21 protein-coding genes, 2 tRNA genes and 2 rRNA genes are annotated in these 21,535 nt (G+C 60.2%); 6 read left to right on the top strand and 19 right to left on the bottom strand.

What is annotated here, in order from left to right:
• Nucleotides 1-5: 5 nt before the first annotated feature.
• The 6 genes from nrdE to M5J06_RS05800 form a co-directional block, all read right to left on the bottom strand.
• On the bottom strand, nt 6-2,168 hold the full coding sequence (gene nrdE, locus M5J06_RS05825; RefSeq protein WP_250224188.1) for a class 1b ribonucleoside-diphosphate reductase subunit alpha: 2,163 nt from the start codon (nt 2,166-2,168) through the stop codon (nt 6-8).
• 62 nt (nt 2,169-2,230) lie between these two features.
• On the bottom strand, nt 2,231-2,656 hold the full coding sequence (gene nrdI / locus M5J06_RS05820) for a class Ib ribonucleoside-diphosphate reductase assembly flavoprotein NrdI (RefSeq protein ID WP_250224187.1): 426 nt from the start codon (nt 2,654-2,656) through the stop codon (nt 2,231-2,233).
• Nucleotides 2,657-2,665: 9 nt separating this feature from the next.
• A complete protein-coding gene (gene nrdH, locus M5J06_RS05815) occupies nt 2,666-2,905 on the bottom strand; it encodes a glutaredoxin-like protein NrdH (RefSeq protein WP_070522434.1) in 240 nt (79 codons plus the stop codon).
• Between the two features lie 385 nt (nt 2,906-3,290).
• Nucleotides 3,291-4,184 carry an esterase/lipase family protein gene (locus tag M5J06_RS05810; protein WP_250224186.1) on the bottom strand — a complete coding sequence of 298 codons (894 nt, stop codon included), beginning with the start codon at nt 4,182-4,184 and terminating at the stop codon, nt 3,291-3,293.
• A gap of 149 nt (nt 4,185-4,333) precedes the next feature.
• The gene (gene ykgO, locus M5J06_RS05805) at nt 4,334-4,456 is read right to left on the bottom strand and encodes a type B 50S ribosomal protein L36 (RefSeq protein WP_003847162.1); all 123 of its coding nucleotides are present in this window, start codon (nt 4,454-4,456) and stop codon (nt 4,334-4,336) included.
• A gap of 123 nt (nt 4,457-4,579) precedes the next feature.
• The gene (locus tag M5J06_RS05800) at nt 4,580-5,908 is read right to left on the bottom strand and encodes a sugar porter family MFS transporter (RefSeq protein WP_193629685.1); all 1,329 of its coding nucleotides are present in this window, start codon (nt 5,906-5,908) and stop codon (nt 4,580-4,582) included.
• Between the two features lie 36 nt (nt 5,909-5,944).
• Here M5J06_RS05800 and nadE point away from each other — a divergent pair, with 36 nt between their 5' ends.
• Entirely contained in the window at nt 5,945-6,754 is an 810-nt protein-coding gene (gene nadE, locus M5J06_RS05795; RefSeq protein WP_256485581.1) for an NAD(+) synthase, read from the top strand.
• Nucleotides 6,755-6,796: 42 nt separating this feature from the next.
• On the opposite strand, the gene M5J06_RS05790 is transcribed toward nadE, so the two are convergent.
• The 7 genes from M5J06_RS05790 to pgm all read right to left on the bottom strand — a co-directional run bounded on the left by M5J06_RS05790 (nt 6,797) and on the right by pgm (nt 11,271).
• Nucleotides 6,797-7,519 (bottom strand): fructosamine kinase family protein, encoded by a 723-nt coding sequence (locus M5J06_RS05790; RefSeq protein ID WP_154737249.1) that lies wholly within the window; start codon nt 7,517-7,519, stop codon nt 6,797-6,799.
• A gap of 49 nt (nt 7,520-7,568) precedes the next feature.
• Nucleotides 7,569-7,641 (bottom strand) — tRNA-Ala (locus M5J06_RS05785).
• A gap of 22 nt (nt 7,642-7,663) precedes the next feature.
• A tRNA-Ala gene (locus tag M5J06_RS05780) sits at nt 7,664-7,736 on the bottom strand.
• Between the two features lie 99 nt (nt 7,737-7,835).
• A complete protein-coding gene (locus M5J06_RS05775) occupies nt 7,836-8,588 on the bottom strand; it encodes a DsbA family protein (RefSeq protein WP_070563121.1) in 753 nt (250 codons plus the stop codon).
• A gap of 58 nt (nt 8,589-8,646) precedes the next feature.
• Complete coding sequence (locus M5J06_RS05770) at nt 8,647-9,114, bottom strand: MauE/DoxX family redox-associated membrane protein (protein ID WP_250224185.1); 468 nt, start codon at nt 9,112-9,114, stop codon at nt 8,647-8,649.
• A 17-nt stretch (nt 9,115-9,131) separates the two neighbouring features.
• The gene (locus M5J06_RS05765; protein WP_070522452.1) at nt 9,132-9,593 is read right to left on the bottom strand and encodes a MauE/DoxX family redox-associated membrane protein; all 462 of its coding nucleotides are present in this window, start codon (nt 9,591-9,593) and stop codon (nt 9,132-9,134) included.
• A gap of 61 nt (nt 9,594-9,654) precedes the next feature.
• On the bottom strand, nt 9,655-11,271 hold the full coding sequence (gene pgm / locus M5J06_RS05760) for a phosphoglucomutase (alpha-D-glucose-1,6-bisphosphate-dependent) (RefSeq protein ID WP_250224184.1): 1,617 nt from the start codon (nt 11,269-11,271) through the stop codon (nt 9,655-9,657).
• Nucleotides 11,272-11,354: 83 nt separating this feature from the next.
• Between pgm and M5J06_RS05755 the strand changes: the two genes are divergently transcribed.
• Together M5J06_RS05755 and M5J06_RS05750 are read left to right on the top strand one after the other, a co-directional pair.
• On the top strand, nt 11,355-11,672 hold the full coding sequence (locus M5J06_RS05755) for a fluoride efflux transporter family protein (RefSeq protein ID WP_250224183.1): 318 nt from the start codon (nt 11,355-11,357) through the stop codon (nt 11,670-11,672).
• Nucleotides 11,669-12,028 (top strand): fluoride efflux transporter FluC, encoded by a 360-nt coding sequence (locus tag M5J06_RS05750; RefSeq protein ID WP_070522464.1) that lies wholly within the window; start codon nt 11,669-11,671, stop codon nt 12,026-12,028. The genes M5J06_RS05755 and M5J06_RS05750 overlap by 4 nt, the downstream gene beginning before the upstream one ends.
• 26 nt (nt 12,029-12,054) lie before the next feature.
• Here M5J06_RS05750 and M5J06_RS05745 read toward each other — a convergent pair whose 3' ends face one another.
• Together M5J06_RS05745 and M5J06_RS05740 are read right to left on the bottom strand one after the other, a co-directional pair.
• On the bottom strand, nt 12,055-14,601 hold the full coding sequence (locus tag M5J06_RS05745) for an ABC transporter permease (RefSeq protein ID WP_250224182.1): 2,547 nt from the start codon (nt 14,599-14,601) through the stop codon (nt 12,055-12,057).
• A gap of 3 nt (nt 14,602-14,604) precedes the next feature.
• Complete coding sequence (locus M5J06_RS05740) at nt 14,605-15,345, bottom strand: ABC transporter ATP-binding protein (protein WP_070530082.1); 741 nt, start codon at nt 15,343-15,345, stop codon at nt 14,605-14,607.
• 93 nt (nt 15,346-15,438) lie between these two features.
• Here M5J06_RS05740 and M5J06_RS05735 point away from each other — a divergent pair, with 93 nt between their 5' ends.
• Both M5J06_RS05735 and crtI read left to right on the top strand, forming a co-directional pair.
• On the top strand, nt 15,439-16,287 hold the full coding sequence (locus tag M5J06_RS05735; protein WP_250224181.1) for a phytoene/squalene synthase family protein: 849 nt from the start codon (nt 15,439-15,441) through the stop codon (nt 16,285-16,287).
• 2 nt (nt 16,288-16,289) lie between these two features.
• A complete protein-coding gene (gene crtI / locus M5J06_RS05730) occupies nt 16,290-17,804 on the top strand; it encodes a phytoene desaturase family protein (RefSeq protein WP_250224180.1) in 1,515 nt (504 codons plus the stop codon).
• Here crtI and M5J06_RS05725 read toward each other — a convergent pair.
• On the bottom strand, nt 17,801-18,703 hold the full coding sequence (locus M5J06_RS05725) for a DUF2262 domain-containing protein (protein ID WP_250224179.1): 903 nt from the start codon (nt 18,701-18,703) through the stop codon (nt 17,801-17,803). The genes crtI and M5J06_RS05725 overlap by 4 nt on opposite strands.
• Nucleotides 18,704-18,791: 88 nt before the next feature.
• Between M5J06_RS05725 and mgtE the strand changes: the two genes are divergently transcribed.
• Nucleotides 18,792-20,156, top strand: coding sequence for a magnesium transporter (mgtE, locus tag M5J06_RS05720; protein WP_070522478.1), 1,365 nt, complete (start codon nt 18,792-18,794; stop codon nt 20,154-20,156).
• Between the two features lie 126 nt (nt 20,157-20,282).
• Here mgtE and M5J06_RS05715 read toward each other — a convergent pair whose 3' ends face one another.
• From M5J06_RS05715 to M5J06_RS05705, 3 genes are all read right to left on the bottom strand, one after another.
• Nucleotides 20,283-20,810, bottom strand: coding sequence for a CPBP family intramembrane glutamic endopeptidase (locus M5J06_RS05715; protein ID WP_070625026.1), 528 nt, complete (start codon nt 20,808-20,810; stop codon nt 20,283-20,285).
• A 369-nt stretch (nt 20,811-21,179) separates the two neighbouring features.
• Nucleotides 21,180-21,297, bottom strand: a 5S ribosomal RNA gene (gene rrf / locus M5J06_RS05710).
• Between the two features lie 118 nt (nt 21,298-21,415).
• Nucleotides 21,416-21,535 (bottom strand): 23S ribosomal RNA (locus M5J06_RS05705); the annotation flags it as partial.

Here is a 21,535-nt window from a genome sequence, read left to right as displayed (position 1 = left end):
AAGAACTAGAGCATGCAGGAAACGCAGCCCTCAACCTCGGTTCCCTCCAGAGCCATCTGGCGCAGGCGAATGTAGTAGAGGGTCTTAATACCCTTGCGCCATGCGTAGATCTGGGCGCGGTTGATATCGCGGGTAGTGGCGGTGTCCTTGAAGAACAGCGTCAGCGACAGGCCTTGGTCAACGTACTTCGTAGCCTCGGCGTAGGTGTCGATGATCTTCTCGTAGCCGATCTCATAGGAGTCCTTGAAGTACTCCAGGTTGTCGTTGTCCATGTGCGGCGCCGGATAGTAGACGCGGCCAATCTTGCCTTCCTTGCGGATTTCAATCTTGGAGGCGATCGGGTGAATCGAGGACGTCGAGTTGTTGATGTACGAAATCGATCCGGTCGGCGGCACTGCCTGCAGGTTGCGGTTGTAGATGCCGTGCTTGGCGACGTCCGCCTTCAGCGCAGCCCACTCCTCCGCCGACGGGGTGTGAATCGAGGACTTAGCGAAGAGCTCCTTGACCTTTTCCGTGCGCGGAGCAAAGTCAGCCGGATCATAACGGTCGAAGAACTCACCGCTGGCATAGTCAGACTCGGGGAACTCGGTGAAGTACTCGCCACGCTCGCGGGCCAGCTTGTTGGATGCACGCAACGCGGCGTACATGATGGCGGCGAAGTAAGCGTTGGTGAAGTCCAAGCCTTCATCGGAGCCGTACTCAATGTGCTCGCGGCCAAGGTAGCCGTGCAGGTTCATCTGCCCCAGGCCAATCGCGTGGGAATCATCGTTGCCCTTGCGCACGGAGGGAACGGAGTCGATGGAGGTCTTGTCCGCCACAGCCGTCAAGCCACGGATAGCGGTTTCCACCGTCAAGGCGAAGTCCGGGGAATCCATGGTAGCCGCGATATTGAGGGAACCAAGGTTGCAGGAAATATCGCTACCCAAGGTCTTGTAGGTGAGGTCGTCGTTAAGCTCTGACGGGGCGTTCACCTGCAGAATCTCGGAGCACAGGTTCGACATGTTGATGCGCCCGGTCTTGACCGGGTTGGCGCGGTTCACGGTGTCCTCGAACATGATGTACGGGTAACCGGACTCGAACTGCAGCTCCGCGACGGTCTGGAAGAAGTGGCGAGCGTTGATCTTCTTCTTGCGGATACGTGGATCCTCGACCATCTCTTCGTAGTGCTCGGTGATGGAAATATCGCCGAAGGCCTTGCCGTAGACGCGCTCGACATCGTACGGGCTGAACAGGTACATGTCATCGTTACGCTTTGCCAGCTCGAAGGTGATGTCGGGGATCACGATGCCAAGCGAAAGGGTCTTGATACGGATCTTCTCGTCCGCATTCTCACGCTTGGTGTCAAGGAAGCTCATGATGTCCGGGTGGTGCGCGTTGAGATACACCGCGCCAGCGCCCTGGCGAGCGCCCAGCTGGTTGGCATAGGAGAAGGAATCCTCCAGCAGCTTCATCACGGGGATGACGCCGGAAGACTGGTTCTCGATGTGCTTGATCGGCGCGCCGGATTCGCGGATGTTGGACAGCAACAGGGCAACGCCGCCGCCGCGCTTGGACAGTTGCAGGGCGGAGTTAATAGAGCGCCCAATCGACTCCATGTTGTCCTCGATGCGCAACAGGAAGCAGGACACCAGCTCGCCACGCTGGGCCTTGCCGGCGTTGAGGAAGGTCGGGGTAGCCGGCTGGAAGCGGCCGGTCATGATTTCATCCACGAGATGCTCAGCCACCTCCGTGTCACCATCAGCCAAGAAGAGTGCGGTCATGGACACGCGGTCTTCGAAGCGCTCGAGGTAGCGGCGGCCGTCGAAGGTCTTCAGGGTGTACGACGTGTAGTACTTGTAGGCGCCAAGGAAGGTCTTAAAACGGAATTTAAAGGCATAGGCACGCTTGAACAGGGATTTGATGAATTCGAAGTCGTACTGCTCGATGAGCTCTGGCTCGTAGTACTTGTTTTCCACCAGGTAGCGCATCTTCTCTTCCAAGTCGTGGAAGTAGACAGTGTTCTGGTTGACGTGCTGGAGGAAGAATTGGTTCGCGGCCTCGCGGTCCTTGTCGAACTGAATCTTGCCGTTCTCGTCATACAAGTTCAGCAGCGCGTTAAGTGCATGATAATCCAGTTGCTCGGCCGGCTTCACAGGTTCGGCGACGGTCTTACCCAGTTGCGTGGTCACGACGTTCACGGGCCTTTCTTTGCTATGGCGAAATGGAGAGACGAAATAGTACGGATGAGGCTTTAGGCAGCTAAACCTAAAGCGGCCGCGTTGGCCAGGAGGCCTTCACGGCAAATTGTGACATCTTCCTCGGTTCCGATAAGCTCGAAGCGATACACATAAGGAACCTTACACTTGGCGGCGATGACGTCACCCGCCTTGCCAAAGTCACTGCCGAAGTTGCTGTTCCCTCCGGCTACAACGGCGCGAATGAAGCTGCGGTTGTGTTCATCATTCAGGAAACGAATGACTTGTTTGGGTACAGGCCGCGTGTTCTGCCCGCTTATCGACGCCCCTCCCCCGTATGTCGGGCAGACCAAGACATAAGGTTCATTCACGGTGAGGGGCTCGTCATTAAGACGCAGCGGGATGCGGGCGCTGGGAAGGCCGAGCTTCTCGACGAAGCGGTGGGTGTTTTCCGTAGCGGAAGAGAAATACACGACCAACATGGCGTTAACCTAGGCGCTCGCCACCATCGCAGTGAGGGCCTTGATGCGATCCGGGCGGAAGCCGGACCAGTGCTCGCCGTGCGCTTCCACGACCGGCGCTTGGACGTATCCGAGGGCCATGACATAGTCGCGGGCATCATCATCGAGGGAGATATCCACCAACTCGTACTCGAGACCAGCACGGTCGAGAGCCTTCTTGGTGGCGTTGCACTGGACGCAAGCGGGCTTAGTGTAGACAGTGATGCTCATGTGACGTTCCTTTGGCTTCCTTCGGCGCTACACGCGGAGTGACTGTTGAATTCGATACTGGCAGAGCGTTCAACGGCTCTGCCTACAGGCTCTGAACAGCGATATCGGACCGCCGCTCAAGCAACATCAACGACACTATACTTTGTGCCCGCACCCCGCAACTAGCACTACATGTAGTAGTTACATGCCTGGTATTCCCAGGATGTAACTTGGCCCGACCCCACATGTTGACACCCCATCACTCCGCCCGTCCCCACGGCGGTAACTACACCGTTGATATTCCCTGCACGTTTACCGAAGATTCACTTAGTTTGTGACAAAGTCCACAAAAGGGCACGGCTCTAGGCCACGCCCTCGATACCGGCCCCTTTATTGCCAATGAAATCTAATCAAGCATTGGCTCGACACAGGTTCCAGACTCAGCCCCTTGCCCCGCCTCGCGGGTCAGACCAAAGAGCACCTGGCTCATCGTCATGGGATCCCGCGGCAGGTCCGGATGCAGCGGCTCCGCTCCGCACAGCTCCCCTAGATCGATATTGACCACGTCGGCGCCGTCGACAGATGTAAGCATGGAGGAAGAGTTCGGGGTCACCGTGACGTCGGCAGGCGAATAGATCGAGGTATAGAGCGGCCCCGGCGCCGTATCAGGCAGCGCGTTGAGGTTCTCCATGAACTCGGAACCGACAACTTGCTGGATGCCTGCAGAGCTTGCCAAGAACCGAGCAAAGTGTGGCATCGCCGCAATCATCTTGGCCAGAACCTCGCCCATCCCGTTGAGGGTTGTGCCATGGAGGTTGCCACCAATGGCCACAGCGTGGGAAACGTGCTCAGCCGAACCGTACATCTGCGTGTAGGTCTTGATGTGCAGCCCGCCCTGCGAGTGGCCCACCAGATTAACCTTGTCGCTTCCGGTCACCTCGCGCACGTAATCAATCTGCCCTGCAATTTCGCGCGCAGACTCATCCAAGTCCGCAATCGCCTTGGCCCGAGGATTCGCATTCTGCAGCGTCACGTCGTCCGCGCCGTAGTCAAAGGCCCACACGCACATCCCCTCCTCCTGCAGGACCGGGATCAGTTCGTTCCACGTCGAGGAATTGTCCGACGTGCCGTGAAGAAGCACCACCGGCTCACGCACCTCGCCGCTCGGCTCGCACGAGGGATCATTGATTCCCAGCGAGGGATCCGCCAAGCTTTCAAACTCAAAGTCCGCAGCATGAGCTACCGGGACAGTGAACCCAACTGCAGCAGCACACACCGCCGCCGCGAGACGCTTCTTCATTATTCTTCTTTCTTTCAACTATCTTTCGGACCCCTGCTGAAGTCCGCCCGATAATTATATTCATTAAATCGCATCTGTCCAGGCACGTGGGCATAAAAAATCCGCCCTCCCCACAAAGCGGGGAGGGCGGAGACGAGGAAACTCGTTTCTTAGCCCTGGCGAGCCTTGAAGCGCGGATCCTTCTTGTTGATCACGAAGACCTTACCGTGGCGGCGAATAACCTGGGCGCCCGGCTTCTTCTTCAGCGACCGAAGCGACTTGCGAACCTTCATCGGGCGCTCCTTTCGTTATGCGCAATCTTGATGCGATTGATTAGTTCAAAGCATAGCTGGGAAGACACCCAGCAATGACACGAGGAAAAATGTTACCCCACACGCGCATCATTACCAAAACACTCAGCTTTCGGAGTAGCGGGAGCGCAGCTGCTCGGCAACATCCTCGAGGCGCTCCCCCGCCGTTTCCGGAACGAGTGCGCGGGTATATCCCACCGCAACGAGGCCTAAGACCGCGAAGATTCCAAAGGCCAGCGAACCTCCGAGCCACTCCACCACCGGCAAGAAGAACTGCGCCACCGCCCAGTTACTCACCCACAGCGCCAGCCCGGCGATTCCCATGCCCACCCCTCGAACCTCAGGCGGCACGATTTCTGACATGAGCAACCACGTGGCCGGGGAGACCGCCGCCTGTTGGAAGGCAATGAATGCCGCCATGCACGCCAACGACAGCATGGCCAGCGGAATGGAGTCATGGGCGAAGTGATAGGCCACCGCGAGGACCACGAGCGAGACCACGTTTCCGCCTAGGCCCGCCAACAGCAGCCGGCGGCGTCCCAGCCGGTCAATCACGCGCATGCCCACGAGGCACGCCACGACGGACACCGCACCGATCACCATCGACGTATATACCGAGTTAGTGGTGGAGATACCCACCTGGTTCATCATCGCGGGCGCAAAGTACACGATGGCGTTCACGCCCGTAATCTGCTGGGTCAAGCCCATGAGCATGGCGAGTGCGATGGCCCAGCGCATCCAGCGGTGGCGTCGCACAGCGTTCCATTCACCCGTACTCGGCCGCGCGCCAGTTTCCAGCTCCGCTCCCTGCGCACCGACCCGAGCGCTGACCGCGGCAGCTTCACGCGGTCGCCCTTGTGCCGCGAGCCATGCCGGGGTATCGGGCAGGAAGACCATGCCGAGCGCCAGCGCCGCGCCCGGGACCGCGGCCAGCCCCAGCATCCAATGCCAGCTGCCGCTTGCAGCCAACAGCGAGTTCACGCCATACGCCAGCAGCTGCCCCACGACGATCATGAGCGTATTGAGGGAGACCATCCGGCCCCGCACAGCCGCCGGGGTGATTTCGGAGATATACATCGGGGAGACGATCGACACCGCGCCCACTGCCACGCCGAGGAATGTGCGGGCGGCAGCGAGTTCAGCGGCCGAGCTTGAAAGCGCGCACCACACGGAACCAGCCACGAAGATGAGCCCACCGGCGATGAGGGTGCGACGCCGCCCGATCATGCTCGCCACACGCCCAGCGACCAGCGCGCCGGCTGCCGCGCCAACCAAAAGCATCGAGGTCACCAGCCCCTCCTCGTGGGCGGACATGCCAAATTCCGGCCCAACGAAGAGGAGGGCGCCGGACATCACTCCGGTGTCATATCCAAAGAGCAGGCCACCCAGGGCGGCGACGCCTGCGACCATCATGACGTACGTATCTTTGTTCACGGGTTCCTATTGTCGCAGGCGGCTACCATTGGCGTCATGTCACATGAATCCATAGACCTCCAGCACGACATCATCGGGGCCCTCGGCGTAAAACCCAGTATCGATCCAGCAGAAGAGGTTGAGCGCCGCGTCGCCTTTTTGGTGGACTACCTACGCACAACCGGCGCGAAGGGCTTTGTCCTAGGCATCTCTGGCGGCCAGGACTCCACCCTGGCAGGGCGCTTGGCACAGCTGGCGGTGGCCCGCGTCGACGGCGCGGACTTCTGGGCCGTGCGCCTTCCCCACGGTGTACAGGCCGACGAGGATGACGCACAGATCGCCCTCGACTTTATCGAGCCCGACCACTGCCTGACCGTCAACATCGCCGAGGCCACCTCGGCTCTCGACGGCGCCGTGGCCAACGCCCTACACCAGGACTCCCTGGGGGACTTCAATCGAGGCAACCTCAAGGCCCGCCTGCGCATGGCCGCGCAGTACGCGCTGGCCGGCGAAGTCGGCGCGCTGGTCATCGGTACAGACCACGCCGCCGAAAACGTCACCGCCTTCTTTACCAAGTGGGGCGACGGCGCTGCCGACGTCCTGCCCCTCGCCGGGCTTAACAAGCGCCAGGGTGCTCAGCTTCTGAAGCATCTCGGCGCACCAGATTCCACGTGGAAGAAGGTTCCCACCGCAGATCTAGAGGATGACCGCCCCCTACTCTCTGACGAAGAAGCGCTCGGCGTCACCTACTCCCACATCGACGACTACCTCGAGGGCAAGGACGTGCCTGCTGCCGCCCAATCGCGCATCGAGACCCTGTGGCGCCGCGGTGCCCACAAGCGCACCATGCCGCCTGGGCCGCAATAGTCTTCTGCCGGTTGCAGGGCGCTCTTAAGCAGTGGAATCGCGCTAACGCAACGCGTCGAGCGTGGCCTCCGACGCCTGTTCGAGCGGGCCGTAATACGCGGGCCCATGTGTTAAGGAATGCACCGCCAGCGGGTGCAGCTGATGCATGGGCACCCACTTCTCGTATTCCTTGGGCGCCCCGTACCCGCGGAGGATTTCCTCGTAGAACGGCGCGCCAAACAGCTCAAGCATGGCGAGGTCCGTCCACGGGTGACCGCCGTGTGCGGCTGGGTCAATCATCACGGCCGAATCGGCAGTAAACAGTACGTTGCCTGCCCACAGGTCACCGTGAATGCGAGCCGGTTTCACGTCCCAGTCAGCAGCTTTTATCGCCTCGCATGCTTGTCGGACAATCCCCTGCAATCCCTGAGGCAGTCCATCCACGAAAGGCAGCACTCGCTGCTCAGCGTAGAACTCGCCCCAGGATTCGCATGGTTCGCAGGGCTGCTCCACGCGCCCAATGAAGTTCGCACCCTCCCAGCCCGCCGGCGGCGCGCCAAAGGCGGGCGCTCCCGCTTCATGGACCGTGCGCAGCGCAGCGCCAAAGGCGCGGGCAGCAGGAGCGCTCGGCCGCGCCTGCTCCACCCGCCGCGTGCTAAGAGAAGTAGAGGTGACTTCGGTGACGTCCACGACGACGGCGGCAAGCGCCTGCGCCAGCCATCTCAACCCAGCAGCCTCGGCACCAGCTTGATCAGGACGGGACACGGTCTTGGTGAATACATCCATGGCCCCAGCATAGAAAAAGGCCGCCCCCATTCAAGGAGACGGCCGAAAGTGGAGCTAACGGGATTCGAACCCGTGACCCCCACACTGCCAGTGTGGTGCGCTACCAACTGCGCCATAGCCCCAGAGCTGTATTGAATTATGAAGTGGAGCTAACGGGATTCGAACCCGTGACCCCCACACTGCCAGTGTGGTGCGCTACCAACTGCGCCATAGCCCCTCATACGAGGTGCAACCTTTGTGATTGCAACTCGTATCAATATATCGCCTCCGTTTTCACTCACCAAATCGCGAGTTTAGGTGCGGTATTTGCACGCCCCTACTTAGCGGCGACGAGGTCGACCCACTCCATGATGGAGGTCTTGTCATCCTCCGGAATGTCCTTGCCGTCCTTGATGATGCGCGGCGAGGACACGCTGCCGGTGTCGGCTTCCAGCTTCTCGTAGTTCGCGGTTACTAGGGCGTTGCCCTTGCCCACCGGTGCATCCTCGATGGCCTTGACGGTGTCCTTATCCGCACCCAAGGACTTAGCGGCCTGCGCGAAGTCCTTCATCTCCCACTTGTTGTACACCTTGGACTGCTCATCCATGAGGTACTTACGCAGGTTCCAGTAGAGCTGTACGTCACCGGACTTGGCGACCTGCTCCATCGCAGCCGCGGCCTTGGAGGAGTGTCCCTCGTTGGACTTGATGCTCTCGATGCCATTCGGGCTGCCATCCAGGAAGTTGAGGGTGCGCACCTTAACGATGAGCTTGCCCTGTTCAATCTTTTCCTTCATCTGATCATCGGTCTGCTTGGCCAGATCAGAGCAGTGAGGGCAAGAGTAGTCCTCGTACAGCTCGACCTCCGGCGCATCCTTGACGTCGGCAGCCTTGAGGGTCACGGCGTTATCAGCAAAGGACATCTCCATATTGACGTCCTGCTTGGTGTAGCCTTCCAAGCCCTCAACGCTGGCACCACGGTTTTGGTAGAAGATAAAGCCGAGTACGACGGCAATAATCACCAGCAGAACACCGATGCCCCACAGGAATCCGCTGTTGTTATTGGCGGTGGGGTCTTTAACTGTACTCATTGAGAAACCTTGTCTTGTATGACGTAAATGGAACGAATCGAAATCCTACACATCGCTGTTAAGGGTGCAATGCAAACTTGGTGAAGGGACGCTTGATTGTCCACACCATTAACACAGAATAGAAGACATCACGCAGCAGTGTCATCATGTAGTTCATCACCTGCGCGTCTTCATCGGGGCTAACGGAGAAACAACCGCAGTCAATCCCGAGACCTCGCATCCACGCTTGCGCAATGCCAATCATGAATAGAACGAGGACAATCTGTCCCACCCATGCCGATTGGCGCAAGAACAGCCCCAACAGCAACAACAGGCCGCCGCACACTTCCAGCGGGCCAATCAGGTAGGACAAATACTGAGACCACTCTGGTGTAAAGATCTCATAGGCCTTGATGCTTTGGGACACTGCGAGCTGATCCGACAGCTTCGACACTCCCGCTTTGATCCACACATAGGCCATATAAAAGCGCGCGAATGCACTAATTACATCAAGCACAAGGGCGGCGCTGATTTTGTCTTTGATCACGAGCACAGCCTAACAAGTTAAGGGTGGAGAGCGTAACGGCGATACGGGCGCCAGATTGTCCAAAGGGTGAGGACCAAGAAGGTTGCATCACGTAGCAGCGTCAGCGCGTAGTTCATGCCTTGGCTCACGTCGGCGGGGTCATAGCCGAAACAACCGCAATCGATCACCAGCCCACGCGCCCATGCCTGGGAGATTCCCACCATGAAGAGGACTAAGACCACCGCCGCGACTGCCGACGCCTCCCTCAAGAACAACCCCAGCAGCAACAGCACCCCACCCATGAGTTCCAAGGGGCCGATGAGGTAGGCCAAGTATCCGGACCATTCCGGGGTGAAGATACCGTAGGCCTCGATGGCCTGGGTCATTTCCATCCTGGCGTCCAGCTTCTGAATGCCGGCGATAATCCACACGGCAGCCATTCCAAAACGCACCAGCGCGCTCATCAGATCGGCGGCCGACATGGATTTTGCGGATGTCATAATTCATTAGCCTAGTCTCGGACCTGGCTTCGGACCCAGACTTCAACCCTGGCCTTCAGACCTAGCCTTCGAGAACCTGCGACACCAACGCCTGCGCCTCTTCCTGCACCTGCTTAAGGTGTTCTTCGCCACGGAAGCTCTCGGCATAGATCTTGTACTTGTCCTCCGTGCCGGAAGGGCGGGCAGCGAACCACGCGTTCTCCGTCGCCACCTTCAGGCCGCCAATCGCTGCGCCGTTGCCGGGGGCCTCGGTGAGTTTGGCCACGATCTCTTCTCCGGCCAGCTCAGTCGCCGTCACCTGCTCCGGCGACAGCTTCTTCAGGATGGCCTTCTGCTCGCGGGTAGCTGGGGCGTCGGTCCGAGCATAGGCCGGCGCACCGTATTCTTCGGCCAGCTCAGCGTAGCGCTGGGACGGGGTCTTGCCCGTGACCGCCAGGATCTCGGCAGCCAAGAGATCCATGATGATGCCATCCTTGTCGGTGGACCACACGCTCCCGTCAAAACGCAGGAAGGAAGCGCCGGCGGATTCTTCACCGCCGAAGCCCAGGGAGCCGTCGACAAGCCCCGGCACAAACCACTTGAAGCCCACCGGCACCTCTACGAGCTCACGGCCCAAGCTGGCCACGACGCGATCGATCATCGAGGATGAGACCAAGGTCTTGCCCACCCCGGCCTCACCCCACTGGGGGCGGTGGCTAAACAGGTACTCGATGGCCACCGCTAGGTAGTGGTTCGGGTTCATCAGACCCGCATCCGGGGTGACGATGCCGTGGCGATCGGAATCCGCGTCGTTGCCCGTGGCCAGGTCGTACTTGGAGCGGTTCTCCACCAGCGAAGCCATGGCGTCCGGGGAGGAGCAGTCCATACGAATCTTGCCATCAGTATCCAGCGTCATGAAGCGGAAGGTGCCGTCTACCTCTGGGTTCACCACCGTCATGTTGAGCCCATAGTGCTCGGCGATGGCCGCCCAGTAGTCCACCGAGGCGCCGCCCATTGGATCCGCGCCGATGCGCACACCGGCTTTTTTAATGGCCGCCATGTCCACAACATTGGCTAGATCAGCCACGTAGGAATCGAGGTAGTTGTGCTTCACGCAGCGCTCATCGAGCACGCCGTCTACCGCCACACGCTTGACTCCGTCGAGGCCGGCGCGCAGATAGTCGTTGGCCTTGGCTGCAATCCAGTCGGTGGCATCCGTGTCCGCTGGGCCGCCCGTCGGCGGGTTGTACTTGAAGCCACCATCGCGCGGCGGGTTGTGGGAGGGAGTGATCACGATGCCATCGGTGCCCGGGTTGGTCAGGATGGCGTGGGAGACGGCCGGGGTCGGGGTGTAGCGGCCGCGGTCATCCACACGGACCTCCAGTTCATTGGCTAGGAGGACCTCGAGGGCAGAGACCATGGCGGGTTCGGACAGGGCGTGGGTATCACGGCCGATGAAGATGGCGCCCGTGGTGCCCTGCTCGGCGCGGTAGTCCACGATGGCCTGGGTGATGGCCAGGATGTGGGCCTCGTTGAAGGCGGTGTCCAAGGCGGAGCCGCGGTGCCCGGAGGTGCCGAAGGAAACCTGCTGGTCAGGGTTATCGGCGTCGGGGGTGCGGGTGTAATACGCGGTGACTAGTTCTGCGATATCGATGAGATCGGAAGGCTGGGCTGGTTGGCCGGCGCGCTCGTGTGCCATGGTGGGTTCCTCCTTGGAGACGTGGATACACCCTAAGCTTGCCTGCTTCACGCTGGTTTCGCATCCCAATTAGGATGGTGCCTATGCCACAAATCCTTCTTGTGGGCTGCGGGACCGCGCTCGGGGCGCTGACTCGCTTCGGCCTTACTTCACTTCTCGGGGGTGGCGCGCTGCCGCTGCTGCTCATCAATGTTGTAGGCAGCACTGTCATGGGCTATGCCAAACCACCGGCGTTCTGGGGCACAGGATTTCTGGGCGGCTTCACCAGCTTTGCCGCCTTTGCCTACCTCACCTCGGGCTTTAGCCCGGCGCGGGCGGGAGCGTACGTCCTGGCGACGATCATTGGCTGCACCGCGGCATACCTCATGGGTGACCGCCTGCAGGATCGGGGGCACGCATGATTCTCTCCATCCTGGCCGTCCTCGCCGGCGGCTTTGTTGGCGGCTGCGGGCGCTACTTGCTCACCCGTGTGCTGCCCTCCCCCACGTGTACCTTTGCCGCCAACCTCGTCGGCGCGGCGGTGGCCGGTGTGGCCTACGGCTATGCCACGCATGCCCACGCCCCCGAATATTTCCTTCCCCTGCTGGCGGCCGGACTCGCCGGCGGGCTATCCACGTGGTCCACGATGGCCAAGGAGCTTGGTGAAATGATAAAGGCCAAGCGCTGGTGGCGCTTGGCGCGTTATCTCTTCTGGACCATCGGCCTAGGAATCATCGTGGCCTGGCGCGGGGCGTGGGTCGGCTCGCTGCTAGCCTGACCCGCCCCACGCCCTTGTGGGCTGCGCTAGTCGGCGATTGCGTCCAACGGCGGGGTCTTCGCCGCGCGCTGTGCCGGCCACAGGGCTGCCAGCACACCGACGATTCCGGAACCGACAAACATGATGACGAGCATCAGCCACGGCACCGTCGTGGAGTCAAGACCTTCGTCAGAGAGCACGGAGATGAAGGACCATCCCATTCCCAGCCCCATGAGAATGCCCATGAGGGCGCCGAAGAGGGCGATCTGTACCGATTCCACCGTGATCATTGTGCGAATCTGGCGGCGTTGAGTACCCACCGCGCGCAGCATACCGATCTCTTGGCGCCGTTCAATCACGCCGAGGGTGAGGGTATTGACAATGCCCAGGATCGCGATGACCACAGCCAACGCCAGCAGCGCGTAGAGAATTGTGAGCATCTGGTCAATCATGCCGGCGGCCTCGCCTGCGAATTCCTCGCCGGTGCGCACCTGCACCACGACGAGGTCCTTGACGGACTCCTCCAGGTTCGCGCGCAGCTTTTCCTTGTCATAGCCTTCCTCCGCGTTCACGTAGACCAACATGACGTTGAGGCTAGCCGGGTCGAGGACCTCTGTTGCCGCAGAGGCGGAGACAGCTAAGCGCGGGAGCATCTGGAAGGGCTCATACGTGCCGAGGAGCTTCACCTGCGTGGTACGAGACGGATCCGGGCCCGCCAGCTCATAACTCTGGCCGACCTCCCAGCCCTGCTCTGCAGCCAGGTCGGCTTCGGCGATGAAGCCCGGCTCCTCGCCTGTCTTCAACGATCCTTCCACCAGGGTGAAGTTAAGGACGTCATCGGCGTTGCCATCGATGACCTGGCTGAGCATCATCTCTGGGCCATAATTCATCGAAGCCTGACCATCCACCTGCAGGGGTGCTGTGCTCATCGACACGACCTGTCCGACGCCCTCAGTATCGCTGGCGCGCTGCACAGTCTCGTTCGGCGTCGGGAAGTTTCCAGACGTCGGGCCGGACAGCAAGAAGTCCGCGCGGGCGTCCTGCTCGACGGTGTCGGCAACCGAGGCTTTCATCGTCGCACCCAACATGCCGATCGAGGTCACCAGCGCCACGCCCAGCATGAGAGCGAACGCGGTAGCCGCGGTTCGGCGCGGGTTACGCGCCGAATTCGTCGACGCCAGCTTGCCCACCGCACCAAAGGGCGCGCCAACCACGCGGCCGATCCCCGGAACGATAGGCAGGGAGATGGCCGGGCCGGCAAGGAAGAAACCAAGGATTAGGTTGAGCGCACCGAGGCCCACGAGGGAGGCGCGGATGCCTGTGGAGGCATCAACAAACACTCCAACAAGCGCGAAGATGATGCCTACAACCAGCAGCAGCCCGCCCAGCACGCTGCGCACGAGCAACGAAGAACCAGCCGCAGACTCGGTGGTGCGCATGGCTTCCACGGGTTTGACCGCGCCTGCCCGGCGCGCCGGTGCCCACGCGGAAATGATGGTGACCACAGCACCCAAAAGCAACGGCACGACGACTGCGCTAACGCTCAGGCCCAAACCACCGCCCATGGGCATGTCTTTGGCTTCAAAAACTGCCTTGATGAGTGCCACCAGGCCCATGCCGGCGATTACGCCCACGGCAGAACCCACAAGGCCCACGATGAAGGCCTCCGTCACCACCGAGCGCGTAATCTGCCCACGGGAGGCGCCGAGTGCACGCAGGAGTGCGAACTCCTTGGTGCGCTGAGCCACGATCATCGAGAAGGTATTCGCAATGATAAACGTGCCCACCAACAGCGCGATGAGGCCGAAAGCGATAAGGAAGTAGTTGACGAATTTCAGGGCAGAGGAAATCTGATCCGAAATCTCATCGGCCAGTTTCTGGCCAGATTCCGCCTTGACCTCGAAGGTCTCGTTGAGGTGCTCCACGAGTTTATCGGCACTCACTCCCTCGGCGGCAGCGACCTTCAACTGGGCAGAATTACCATAGCGCTCGACGAAGGCCTCGTGGTCCATGAGCAGTGTCAGGCTGGGGCCTTGGTCCACCACAGGCTTGACGACGCCCACGACCTTAACCTCATCACGCTGGTCCGGGTGGACTACGAGAAGGCTGTCGCCGATCGTGATATCGAATTTTTCCGCAGCCGAGTCATTGATGAGAACCTCGCCGGTCCCGTGAGGCGCGGAGCCTTCGACAAGCGTGGCGGGCTCACCGACGGATTGCTCCTCCGGGTAGTAGGGCTGCACGCTGGAGGTCCCCCCACCAGTTTGAAAGGCCTCGGCGTCCTTGTTTGCCACCACGACCGTCTGGCTGCTTTGCATGTTCACCGCGCGCACATCGGGGTCGGCGGCGATGTCATCGCGCATCTTCTGATCGAGGTTGGGGCCGCCCTCCTTCTGGCTCACGGCCGCATCCACGCCAGTAAACGCGGTAGATACCGCGGAGTCGAAGGTGCTCGAAAGCGAATTGGTGAACATGAAGGAACCCGAGATGAACGCGGTGCCGAGCACCACCGCCAGTAGGGTCAGGGCAAGGCGCAGCTTGTGCGCGAGAATATTGCGCACGGACACCGTGCGCATGGTGTTCTTTGTGGCCATGCTCTAGCCCTCGATTTCTGCCATCACGGCGTGGATGGACTCCATGGTCGGGTTGTTCAGCTCGTTGACCAGCCGGCCATCGGCAAGGAAGACCACGCGGTCTGCGTAGGATGCGGCCTTAGCATCGTGCGTCACGATGACGACGGTCTGGCCGTCCTGATCCACTGCGGTGCGCAAAATATCGAGCACCTCGGCGGAAGAGTTGGAGTCCAGGTTGCCGGTCGGTTCATCGCCAAAGATGATTTCCGGGCGCGAAACCAGAGCGCGCGCGCAAGCCACGCGCTGCTGCTGGCCACCGGAGAGCTCTGATGGGCGGTGGTTCAAGCGGTTGGACAGGCCCAGACGGGAAGTGACCTCATCGAACCATTCCTTATCTACCTTGTTGCCAGCGATATCGGTGGGCAGCGTGATGTTCTCTGCCGCGGTCAGCGTGGGCACCAGGTTGAAGGACTGGAAGATGAAGCCCAAGCGGTCGCGGCGCAGGGCGGTAATATCCTTGTCGCTGAGCTGCGACATGTCGGTGTCACCGATGAAGGCCGAGCCGGACGTCGCCGAATCGAGCCCCGCCATGGTGTGCATGAGCGTGGACTTGCCGGATCCCGAAGGGCCCATGATGGCGGTAAAGGTATTGCGCGCGAACTCAACGTCGACGTGGTCCAACGCGGTAACTGCGGTATCTCCCTGACCGTATTGTTTGAACAGGTCGACGGCACGAGCCGCAGCAGTCATCGTTGGGGTTGTCATGGACGTGTTCTCCTTATAGATGGGGAAAGTAACGTCCCTACCCTATCTTGCCCTGGGTAAGTTATGTGACGCGTGTGGTCTAAAATATGCTCCATGCGCGCATCTCTTTCCGCTCTGGAACACTACGACCGCTGTGCCGAAGCCGCCGCGGCTCAAATCATGCGCCACTACTCCACCAGTTTTTCCCTGGCCACGCGGCTTCTCTCCCCCAGGGTCCGGGTGGACATCCGCAATTTATACGCCATGGTGCGCACCGCCGATGAAATCGTCGACGCCGGGCTCGATCCCCAGGACGCCGCCGTGCTTCTCGACGCCTACGAGGCCACCGTCCGCGCCGCCCCGTCCCAGCGTTTTCACGCTGATCCGGTCGTGCATGCCTTTGCGCTTTCCGCGCGGCGCTGCGGGTTCAGCGACGAGCACGTTGCACAGTTCTTTTCCTCCATGCGTTGCGATTTAACGCACCGCACGCACACCCATGACTCCTTCGAGGATTACGTGTGCGGCTCCGCGGAGGTCATTGGGCTCTTGTGCCTGGACGCCTTCTACACCGGCGGGCCCCGCCCGTCCGGCATCGAGGAGGGCGCGCGGCGCCTGGGCGCAGCCTTTCAGAAGATCAACTTCTTGCGCGACCTGCGCGAGGATTCCGCAGAGCTAGGCCGCTCCTATTTCCCGGACTTGCCGGACCCGGCCAACTTGGATGAGGAGCGGAAAACGGCGATCATCGCTGATATTCGGCGCGACCTGGCTGTAGCGCGCGGCGCGATGAAGAAGTTGCCGCGCGGTTCGCGGGTGGGCGTGGCAGTCGCGACGGCCCTGTTTACCGAGCTCACCGACCAGCTCGCGGCCACCCCAGCCGCCGATATTCTCACGACACGGGTCTCCGTCTCGCCAGCGCGCAAGGCTTTCTTGGTGAGCCGGGCAGCGACAGCGGCGGTGAAGTAGCTATGAGCAAGCGGGTTGTCGTCATCGGTGCGGGCATCGCTGGCCTGGCCAGCGCGGCCCTGTTGCTGCGTGAGGGCTGGGAGGTGGTGGTCGTCGAGAAGCAGCACAGCGTCGGCGGGCGCGCGGGCGAACTGGAGGTCGACGGTTTCCGCTTCGATACTGGCCCGTCCTGGTACCTGATGCCCGAAGCATTCGATGAATTTTTCAAGGCCTGCGGGACGAGCACCGAGCACGAACTGGAGCTTGTCGACCTCTCCCCCGCGTATCGCGTCTACAACGACGACGGCGCCTTCCTCGACATTCACAGCGGCGTGGACAATGTTGTTCGGCTTTTTGACTCCATCGAGCCAGGCTCAGGCGAGCGCGTGCGCGCCTACTTAGCGCGCTCCTCTGATATCTATGCTGTGGCGCTAAGCAGCTTTTTGTACACCACGTTTTCCCACCCCACGCAGCTTTTAACCCGGGACGTGCTCACGCGGCTGGGTACGCTGGCGCTACTTCTCACTCGGTCCTTGGACCGGCTGGTGGCAGCACAGTTTCAGGACTACCGCCTGCGCCAGGTGCTGACCTACCCGGCGGTGTTTTTGTCCACGGAGCCAACAGCTGCACCGGCGCTGTACTCCTTGATGAGCCACACCGATTTGGTCGAAGGCGTGCGCTACCCGCAAGGTGGTTTCGCCGCGGTGGTCGCGGCGATTGCGCGCCAGGCACAAGGCGCCACCTTCCTCATGGATACGGCGGTGACGGCGATTGAGTGCGCAGAAGGTCGTGCGACTGGCGTGCAGCTGGACGACGGCCGCGTCATCTCCGCCGAGGCCGTCGTGTCCGCGGCGGACCTGCGCCATACTGAGACTGCTCTGCTGCCTCAGTCAGCGCGGACATATCCCGAGAGCTATTTCGCGCGACGCGACCCGGGCCTCGGCACGGTGTTGGTCTTCCTCGGCGTGCGGGGCGCGCTGCCGGAGCTGGCCCACCACACCCTTCTTTTCAGCAAGGACTGGGAGCCCGATTTCCGGGCGGTGTATCACGCTCCGGAGGCTTCGCGCCCGCTGGGGGCGTCCGAGTCCATCTACGTGTCGAAGACCTCCGCGACGGATCCTGCCGTGGCGCCGGAGGGCTGCGAGAATCTCTTTGTGCTGGTCCCCGTGCCGGCGGAGGAAAACTTCGGCGCGGGTAACGCCTATGGCGAAGAAGAATCGCCCCGCGTTGGCGCAATTGCCGATGCCGCGATTCACCAACTCGGCACGTGGCTTGGCATTCCCGACTTTGCTGAGCGCATCGTGGTGCGCCGGACGGTCGGCCCCTCTGATTTTGCGCGGCGCTACAACTCCTGGGCTGGTGGCGCGGTGGGACCCGCGCATACGTTGCGGCAATCCGCCTTCTTCCGCGGGCGCAATGCCTCGCGAAAACTCAAGAACCTGTACTACGCGGGCGGTACGACGGTACCGGGTGTTGGTGTACCGATGTGCCTCATTTCCGCGCACAATGTCATCACGCGGATGCGCGAACAGCACTAAGCGTCGAGCTCAAGGGCTGCGGGTGCACCGCTGCGTTTAGTCTTCACCGTCACGGCGTGCCCACCAAAAAGATAGCCATCATCGAATTCCACGCTGAGGTGTCCGCGTTGGGGGACTTCAACGGCAACGGGCGTGAGTTTGGCGTATACGTCGCCGGCCGTGAGCTCAGGTGCCGGGACGTTTGCGCCCTCGGACAGGGCGACGTCATGGCGCCAGCGGTTCGCAGCTCGAAGAGCTTTTTTGGCGGCAAAGCGCCGGGCCTCATCGATGATCTCAGCACTGAGGACCTTATTGATAACGGTGAGGGGTGCCTTGAATTTTCGCCTCAGGTTCGCGCTCTCCGCGAGGAGAAGCTCCTCCCCTTCGTACCAGATGCTGAAATCAACTCCGAGCTCTTCTGCCCTACCGTCGAACGTGTTCGTACTGCGATCGAGCACCAACGGACCGAACTTGGAATCAAGCTCTACCGGAACGGCAATCCGAGCGAGGAGTTGCTCCATGTCTGTGTCATCCACGTCTGGGAGGATCTCCCAGATATCGACATAGTGTGCTTTGCTCCTCTCGTGGAAGTGGTGGCTACCCCGAGCATGAATCACCGTGAAAGGCTCAAGCTCTGCAACTTCGCGCGGATCCCACAGCGTCTTTCCTGCGGCTGTCTGGAAGAGCTGCGGATAGCGCACGCCGACGTCACCAGTAATCAGCTCGTCCTCAGGCAAAATCTTTAGGGCGACTCCAGGCATGTTCATGAGCTGAATATGCGTCTTGTCCTCAGCGTAGGGATCATCGCTCACCCACTTCTTCGGCACATCTGCCACATCGAAGAGAAACTCTGCCTCCTCGCAGCGCAGGATAGAGCTGACGACGTCATTGTCCGAGAATTCACGGTAGAGGGAAAGCATGCCGCAATAGTACATACGTGAAAAGGCTACGCAGCGCTCCATGGCGTAGTCTGAGGAGGTTGACGTCGAGTAGAAGGGCGAAAGGCCGATGGCAGAAACGATTGAGCAGGCCGCCGAAATTGTTGAGGAGTGGCTCAAGCAAGAAGACGCCATCGACCCCCAAAAGGCTCCTCGGCTCCAAGAGCTCTTAGCTCGCGTTCCACGTCAAGAGCTCATCGCGATTGTGGAGCGCCAGAATGCTCTCCGCGCCGCATTGGCGTTAAGGCTGCTGCCGCGTCAAAAATCTATCGCGGTCTTCGATGCGCTTGATGCCAAACACCAAGCGGACATCATTGACGAGTTGGGCAACGCCGATGTCTACGAATTCTTCGACGAGCTGGATCCCGAAGACCGCGTGGCGCTGTTGGACGAGCTTCCTGCGGAAATTGCGGATCGCCTCCTCCGTTCGCTGACTCAGACTCAGCGCGATGTGACCGGAGTGATTCTCGGGTACACGAAGGGATCCGTCGGCCGCCGTATGTCGCCGGAGGTGCCCAATATCCACCCGGAAATGAGCATGGAAGATGCCCTGCGCACCCTCCGCGACAACGCCGATGAACTAGAAACCATCTATACCGTTCCTGTGACGCGTAAGGACCGGCGTCTGGTGGGCGTCGTCAGCCTGCGCGAGCTCTTCACGGCTGAACGCGGCATTCTCATTGAGGACATCATGAACGAGCCGGTGTATGCATACGCGACTGCCGACGCCGAAGAGACCGTCCGCTGGTTCTTGCCCCTCGACATGCTGGCGCTGCCGATTGTGGATGATTCGCACCGCCTCGTTGGCCTTCTTACCTGGGACGATGCCACCGACATTATGGAGGAAGCGGACAGCGAGGACTCGGCTCGTTCCGGTGGTACGGAAGCGCTCCAGCAGCCGTACTTGTCGACGCCCCTTCTCAAGCTCGTCCGCTCCCGTATTCTCTGGCTGCTCGTTCTCGCCGTATCGGCTCTGTTGACCGTGCGGGTGCTCGATTCTTTCGAAGACACACTGGCTAAAGCGGTGGTGCTGTCACTATTTATCCCGTTGCTAACAGGCACGGGTGGAAACACGGGAAATCAGGCAGCAACGACCGTCACACGAGCGCTCGCGCTTGGCGACGTCCGCACACGCGACCTCTTGGCAGTCATGTGGCGGGAATTGCGCGTCGGAATGTTGCTGGGCGCTGTGCTGGGGCTGGCCGGGCTTGTCTTGGCGACGGTCATCTATGGCCTAGATATCGGCCTCGTCATCGGCTCCACCCTGTTTCTCATTTGTTCGATGTCCGCGACGGTAGGCGGACTCATGCCCATTGTGGCTAAAACTGTTGGCGCGGACCCTGCGGTCTTCTCTAACCCATTCATCTCCACCTTCTGTGATGCAACGGGCTTGATCGTCTACTTCTTCATTGCGAAGTCTGTCTTGGGAATCTAACTGGATACAGAAGGGTGTCCGCCAGGCCGTACAACGCCTGCTACATGACGAATAAGCCCACGCCCCAATCTTTGGTGCGAATTGACAGCCACTAACCGCCCTGAGCGCCCGCGCACAATCCTTCGCTTATCCCGCAAGCAGTCCAATTGCAAGGTTAATAGCAGCGTGCAATATCGCGCATTCAATGACGCTTCCCGAGCGGTATCGCACCACTCCCAGGATCCACCCGCAGAGAAACTGAACCGGAAGTATGGGCCACAACTGCGCATCGAAGCTCAACAACATCAAATGAGGCAGAAGAAAAACTCCCGCTTGGAGCGTGTTACCACCCCAGAACCCCCAGGATCGAAGAAGTAAGCCGCCAACAAATCCTCGGAAAAACACTTCCTCGCCTATAGCCCTGAAAATGACAGCAAGGCTTACCCCTTGAGACAGAACCACCCCCGGTATGGCCAGACTAGCCGACGACACCACACGGATACCGGCGTATCCTATTCCAAGCAACACGGGGAAAAGGATGATGCTTAGTACTACTGTTTGCCAATTTCCCAATCGCCAACCCACATTTGCCCGAGCTTGAGAAACCCCAATTCTCTTGCGCTGAAAAATGATATAAAGCACTGAAGGAACGAGAAACAAAAGGAATTCAAACATCTTCTCCGTACCCTAATCCCGGACCGGGTTGGCTACTTAGCCAGAAAGCTCGGTGCCCAGTTTACAATTCTGTATGAGGACGAGACGCCCGAGCATTGGTGGGGTAGATCATACTTCCGTGGCCCTTTCGCAGTAGTTAGGAACTAGGCAGCTACCCGGGTGGGTATGAGCCTTGTTTATCAGCGCTTTCAGGTGAACATGATTAGGCCCAATTGCCGAGGCGGGGCCTAATGACTCGGTCACTACAAAGTTATTTGTTCAGACCTGGAAGTGCAGACCTGCCGCGTGTGAAAAACAAAAAAGAGACCGTTGAAGCAATCGTGCTTCAACGGTCCTTGTCGTTGTATTGAGTTGTTTGTTGTTGTTTGGTGTCGGCGGTTTCTTACTCTCCCACAACCTCCCGGTTGCAGTACCATCAGCGTTAGCAGGCTTAGCTTCCGGGTTCGGAATGGGTCCGGGCGTTTCCCTGCTGCTATAGGCCACCGACAAACACACAGGGCAACGTCTGGTTGCTGGTGTTGTGTCAGATACTGTGTAGTGGACGCGAACACGACAGTGTGATTGTCTTGTTGTGTTTGTTGTTGACACACCCTTGAAAGAAAGGTGTGTGTGTTTGTTTTGGTCTATTAGTACCAGTAGCCTTCACACCTTGCGGTGCGTCCAGGTCTGGCCTATCAACCCCATCGTCTTTGGGGGACCTCAAATGAAACCTCATCTTAAAACAG

Source organism: Corynebacterium intestinale (assembly GCF_023574125.1).
GTDB classification, from domain to species: domain Bacteria; phylum Actinomycetota; class Actinomycetes; order Mycobacteriales; family Mycobacteriaceae; genus Corynebacterium; species Corynebacterium hesseae.
Note: the sequence above shows the minus strand (reverse complement) of the source record. Positions and strands in the feature narration are given on the sequence as shown.